The sequence below is a fragment of the Apibacter adventoris genome (genome assembly GCF_002964975.1).
GTDB classification, from domain to species: Bacteria; Bacteroidota; Bacteroidia; order Flavobacteriales; family Weeksellaceae; genus Apibacter; species Apibacter adventoris.
This window is the reverse complement of record NZ_PSZM01000005.1, coordinates 1-5,340: the sequence shown is the minus strand read 5'-3', so window position 1 is coordinate 5,340 and position 5,340 is coordinate 1. Positions and strand designations below refer to the sequence as shown.

The window sequence follows — 5,340 nt, the reverse complement described above, 5'->3', positions numbered from 1 at the left end:
AAAACAACTATGAAAAAGTTATTACTACTAAGTATAATATTCCTGATAGAAATAGGAGTCAACGCACAAACAGGAGGCATAAAAGTAGCCTCCAAAGTATGTTTAAAAAACGGAGAGATCAAAGAAGGTAGACCTATGATGAATGTAAACAATAGCCGGATAAAAGTAATGGACGTAGGCGTAAGAATTAAGGGCAAGGAACTTATGAAAGAGATCAGGTTAAAGCCCAAAGGAGGCAAAAAGGTGAAATAAGCATAGACTAAGAAAATCAACTAAAAGAAGTCATCTAAGGTTCAAATCTATATTTAAAAGTTATAAAGAAACTATTGATGCTTATGTTATGACCACTGATCCATTAAACCTAGTGCAAAATATGGTAACTATATTACCTTCAGTTGATGGAACTCGACACTATGTTACTCCAGCTTCAAAAAATGGGAAATGGAATGGACATAGTATAGATAATATGGTAGAGGCTGTAGATAAGATGCTTACACCTGAACAACAGCGGGCAAGCGATGAAGCAAAGCAACGATTTAATCCTAATATAAAATGGTAAAAATGAGTAAAGTATTTAAAATAATAGCTATATTAATTATATCAACGAAGATATATAGTTGTCAATATTATTATGTGCCGGGATTTGATTTAAATAACTTTAAAAATACCCCATTAGAATCTTTATCAAAAGCGGTAAAAAATCAAGACGAAGAAAAGATTAAAGAATTAGTAAAACAAGGGAATCTTGATTTAGAATACTATGACCCAGAATATGGAAATACAATACTAATGAATGCTGTTGCTAATAATTTACCCAGATCCGTAGAAACATTACTAAAATTAGGGGCAAATCCTAATCAGTTGAGTAATCTTGAAAAAGGGAGTCCAACAACCCCCTTATTAGTAGCATGTAGAGGTTCTTATAAAAAAGATAAATGTAACACAAAGGTATTAGAACTTCTTATTAAGTATGGAGGGGATGTTAATTTTGAAATAAAAGGTTCAGAGTCGAATGCAAATGGTTTTACAGATAAATTTTTTTACAAAGAAACCCCATTATCTTTAGCCTCTCGTGGGGGATGTCTAAGTGTAGTTAAAGTTTTAGTGGAATCAGGAGCAGATATTAATAAAGATTTACAATATCCCGGATATAGAGCAATAACAGAAGCTATTATACAAGAAAATATGGAAGTAGCCTATTATTTAATAGTAGATAAGAAGGCAGAAATACCCAAGTATTGTTTTCTGTTAATAAATGGTAAGAAGAAGACAATAACAGAGATGATAAATAGTAATGAAGGGTTGCCAAAATCTGAAAAAGGAACTAAAAATTATAAACTGGGACAAAAAATAAAAAAATATTTAAAGAGTATAGGAAAAGAATAAAATTAGAGAAAGCCCTTCGCAATTGCGAGGGGGGTATTACTCCTAGTCCAACAAATCCAGTAGATTCAGTTGATCTTTAGGAATAAGGGAGCGTAAGAGTTGATATAATAAACGTTGCAGATCATTTGGGAAGTAGCAGTTATATTACTAACTTAGACGCACAAATAGTGCAGCATGTAGCATATGTACCATTTAGGGAGGTGTTTATTGAAGAAAGGAGCCAGATTGGAATACCTGATTAATGGCAAGGAACAGGATGAGGAAACGGGGTTATACTATTACGGGGCTAGGTATTATAATCCGAGGGAGGCTGTGTGGTTAAGCGTGGATCCGCTCGCGGAGAAGTATCCGAATGTATCTCCGTATGCATTATTAAATCCTGTCAAATATATTGATCCGACTGGAATGGTTCCGGAAGACGGTGCAGGAGATCCACCAAAGAGAAGTTGGTTTGGAAGGAATATATCTCAACCTGTGGAAAATTTGTTTAAAAGAATATTTGGAGGAAAAGTAGATCAAGGAAGTCCTGCTAGTAGAGGAACTGTAGAAGTAGATGAGCCTATTGGTCGTATATGTAGGAATGATTATGAGTGTGTAGGAGGAATTACACAGGGATGAAAACAGAGGCTCAAAAAATGTTTGAAGTAGCCTCTCAGATGTGATAGATGCATTGTATGCAATTTGGACTGAGGCTACGTTTAATCCTGATTCAAATATGAATCTGAACACACCAAGAGCTACTACAGCAACAGGAAAAGTGTTAGAAATGGCAGGGATATGCAGGAGCTGTAGCCATAGCTGCTAGACCGCTCCTTATTATTGAAGCAGGAGGAACTTTTTCATCAAGTGAACTTGCAGCAGCAGAGTATATGAATGGTTTAGGTAATAATGTTTTATTACGAATGCCTAAAGGTATTCGAGCAGCAGGAGGAACGTCCGACTTATTGGTAAATGGAGTAAATTATGATGTATATACTCCTACATCAAATAGTGTAAATGCTATTATTTCAGGTATGGCAAGGAAGAATTCCCAAACAACAGGAATCGTGTTAGACCTTTCAAAAACCAATGTACAAGCTTCTCAATTAGGTAATGCCTTACAAAGAGAGTGCAAGGATCAATAAAAGCGGGAGGAAAGACTGTAAATATTAAGGATATAGTAATTATGTCAAAATAAAAAGATATGCCAAAGATAAAATGCGAATGTGAAAATATCATAAGTTTAAGTGATATTCCTAGTCCTAATCAATGGATGATTATTTCAGATGTGGATTATGAAAAATATTTTGATACAGAAATAGACCCCAATAAATTATATATGGAAATGCAGTTAGTAGTCAAATGTAAAGTATGTGGAAGATTGTATGTATATTGGGATGGATTTGAGAATAAGCCAATAATTTATAAGCCAGAGTATATCCCTAAAGAATATGAAGGAAAAGGTTTAGGACCTGTAACAGAAAAGGATTAGAACAATAATAAATTAAGTAATTTATTATTATTAAAAAAGAAAACCCTGCTTTATAGTGGGTTTTTTTATTTCAAGAATCCTTATTCAACAAGACGAGCAGTTCTAGTTCATCTTTGGGAATAATAGAGCGAATGAGGGTAAGGATGTTGTAAATATCCCAATTGTTGTGTTCTTGGAGTTCGGGATGTTCCAAAGAGAGGATAAGTGAAGATGAAGAAAGATTACTCCCTAAATAAAGACAACTATGCATATTTTGAAGTGTAAAGCTCATAATAATTAAGTAAACGGAACAGGCTTCTGTTGTGAAGGCAAAGATAAAAAACTCCAAGCCTATGGAGGGGGAATCGGCAAAGGGAATGAAGAATATGAAAAGATGCAGTATTATTATCATGCAGATCATTTGGGAAGTAGCAGTTATATTACTAACTTAGACGCAAAATAGTACAGCATGTAGAATATGTACCGTTTGGAGAGGTGTTTATTGAGGAAAGGAACCAGAGTTGGAATACCCCTTACCTGTTTAATGGAAAGGAACTGGATGAAGAAACGGGGTTAGGTATTACAACCCTAGGAAGTCTATCTTTTTAAGAGTGGATCCGTTGTTTGAGCAGACAGGAACTCCGTATCAGTATACGAATCAAAATCCAAATAAGTTTACTGACCCTACGGGGATGAGTCCAAAAGATGGAGATTCTCCAACAGGGAAAAGGGATATTTATGACTCAATTCCAACAAAAGGAGGAGGAAGAAAACTAACTTAAATCAGGACTTTATCAAGTGGATCAGATAAAAATGATGCTTTTGTTCATGTTATGAATGATAAAGGAGAAACAACAGAAGCATTTACAGGTCCTAATGCGGTTCCTAAATATGGAGCGCCTAAAGATGTGGAGTTTAATATGTCTGATGGGTTGAATGGATTTAAGAGGACATTATTTGCAGTAAAAGATGTAACTTATATAGCTTTAACAGAGCCAGATTCACAAACTGTAATATTAATACCTTTAGGGATACTGATTGATATTCTTTTGATTGATACGTGACAGAGGGAACAACAATAACAACAAGTTCGTTAATAAAAGGAGCTTAATCTAGAAAAAATACAGGATTAATTATACAATTTGGAAAAACAGAAAATCAAGTTTATCAAACTTTTTAGACTTACAGAAGCTTTAGGATTAAGTAGAACAAGTGTAGAATCAGGTATAGTAAAACATTTAAAATCTGTTTCAACTAAATTACTATTAGGAAAGCCATTGAATTATGAAATTACAGTTCAAGGATAGAAAATACAATATGCAGCTTACAAACTTCAAAATGAAACAATAAATATAGGTAGAATTCATGGAGCAGTTAAGTAGAAGGCCAACAAAAGAAGAAAGGGAAATAATAGAAGATTTAATAAAAAAATCTGATGTAAATTTTTCAGAAGATTATTTAAACAAAATATTGGTTTGTTCAATGTCTGATGGGGAAATGGGTAGTTTGAGAATATATCCAAAAGGAAAAGCAAATAATTATACATTTGGTAGGGAAATTAGTAGTATTCAATTTAGGGATCAAGATGACGTAGATGTTATAGTTTCGTTATATATCGATACCTCAGGAGATTTATTTGAATTAGATGTTTGGAAAACGGACTACAGTCCATTAATTCAATTTCCGGCTTTAAGGTAAAGTTTCAGTAATATTTCGAATTCAAAATTATCTAAATTAATAGAAATAGTAAACCAGAGCAAAAAAGCTCTGGTTTTTTTGTTTCACTCTATCTCACCATCGAGGTAAAACAATCTGAGTAGTTCAATGGTATTGTAAATATCCCATTGAGTGTGTTCTTGGAATTCCTTATGCTACAAAGAGAGGATAAGGGAAGATTTACAGAGGTTACTCCTAAATAAAGATCACTATGCATATTTTGAAGTACTTTACCATGGAAAAGGGCATAATGATTATGTAAACGGAGCAGGCTTTTGCTATGTAGGCAAAGATAAAAAACTCCAAACTTATGGAGGCGGAATTGGCAAAGGGAATGAAGAATAAGAAAAGATGCAGTATTATGATCATGCGGATCATTTGGGAAGTAGCAGTTATATTACTAACTTAGACGCACAAATAGTACAGCATGTAGAATATGTACCATTTGGGGAGGTGTTTATTGAGGAAAGGAACCAGAGTTGGAATACCCCTTACCTGTTTAATGGCAAGGAACTGGATGAGGAAACGGGGTTATACTATTACGGGGCTAGATACTATAATCCGAGGGAGTCCGTCTGGCTGAGCGTTGATCCGCTGTTTGAAGAAACGATGACTCCATATCAGTATACTTATCAAAATCCTATTAGGTTTACTGATCCAATGGGGATGGAGCCAGATGAGGGAGGAGATGGTGGCTTTTGGAGAGGAATAGGGAATTTGTTTAAGTCTAGGGCTAGAATCAATGCCGAAGATAAAGTAAGATTGTTAAACAAGAGTCTATATCAGTA

At 34.4% G+C, this 5,340-nt stretch carries 13 protein-coding genes; all 13 read left to right on the top strand.

Translation table 11 applies throughout. From position 1 onward, the window contains the following. On the top strand, positions 1–252 hold a 252-nt coding region (locus C4S77_RS02840; RefSeq protein ID WP_221405066.1), incomplete at its 5' end, for a hypothetical protein. An 88-nt stretch (positions 253–340) separates the two neighbouring features. Further along, the gene (locus tag C4S77_RS02835; RefSeq protein WP_105245813.1) at positions 341–559 is read left to right on the top strand and encodes a hypothetical protein; all 219 of its coding nucleotides are present in this window, start codon (positions 341–343) and stop codon (positions 557–559) included. A gap of 2 nt (positions 560–561) precedes the next feature. Further along, entirely contained in the window at positions 562–1,386 is an 825-nt protein-coding gene (locus tag C4S77_RS02830; protein WP_181042790.1) for an ankyrin repeat domain-containing protein, read from the top strand. 225 nt (positions 1,387–1,611) lie between these two features. After that, positions 1,612–2,004 (top strand): RHS repeat-associated core domain-containing protein, encoded by a 393-nt coding sequence (locus C4S77_RS02825; protein WP_317614905.1) that lies wholly within the window; start codon positions 1,612–1,614, stop codon positions 2,002–2,004. 40 nt (positions 2,005–2,044) lie between these two features. Then, positions 2,045–2,191: a hypothetical protein gene (locus C4S77_RS12890; protein ID WP_181042789.1), complete on the top strand. Its 147-nt coding sequence runs from the start codon at positions 2,045–2,047 to the stop codon at positions 2,189–2,191. 64 nt (positions 2,192–2,255) lie between these two features. Further along, positions 2,256–2,510, top strand: a complete 255-nt coding sequence (locus tag C4S77_RS02820; protein WP_105245951.1) for a CdiA C-terminal domain-containing protein — start codon at positions 2,256–2,258, stop codon at positions 2,508–2,510. Between the two features lie 59 nt (positions 2,511–2,569). Continuing rightward, on the top strand, positions 2,570–2,857 hold the full coding sequence (locus tag C4S77_RS02815) for a hypothetical protein (RefSeq protein WP_105245949.1): 288 nt from the start codon (positions 2,570–2,572) through the stop codon (positions 2,855–2,857). Between the two features lie 590 nt (positions 2,858–3,447). Then, complete coding sequence (locus C4S77_RS12885) at positions 3,448–3,618, top strand: hypothetical protein (protein ID WP_260209374.1); 171 nt, start codon at positions 3,448–3,450, stop codon at positions 3,616–3,618. A gap of 51 nt (positions 3,619–3,669) precedes the next feature. Beyond that, complete coding sequence (locus tag C4S77_RS02805) at positions 3,670–3,900, top strand: hypothetical protein (RefSeq protein WP_105245947.1); 231 nt, start codon at positions 3,670–3,672, stop codon at positions 3,898–3,900. Between the two features lie 78 nt (positions 3,901–3,978). Beyond that, the gene (locus C4S77_RS12880; RefSeq protein ID WP_181042788.1) at positions 3,979–4,143 is read left to right on the top strand and encodes a hypothetical protein; all 165 of its coding nucleotides are present in this window, start codon (positions 3,979–3,981) and stop codon (positions 4,141–4,143) included. Between the two features lie 58 nt (positions 4,144–4,201). Continuing rightward, on the top strand, positions 4,202–4,534 hold the full coding sequence (locus tag C4S77_RS02800) for a DUF6984 family protein (RefSeq protein WP_105245946.1): 333 nt from the start codon (positions 4,202–4,204) through the stop codon (positions 4,532–4,534). A gap of 150 nt (positions 4,535–4,684) precedes the next feature. Then, positions 4,685–4,897 (top strand): hypothetical protein, encoded by a 213-nt coding sequence (locus C4S77_RS13140; RefSeq protein WP_221405064.1) that lies wholly within the window; start codon positions 4,685–4,687, stop codon positions 4,895–4,897. A 6-nt stretch (positions 4,898–4,903) separates the two neighbouring features. Beyond that, on the top strand, positions 4,904–5,340 hold a 437-nt coding region (locus tag C4S77_RS02795; protein WP_221405063.1), incomplete at its 3' end, for an RHS repeat domain-containing protein.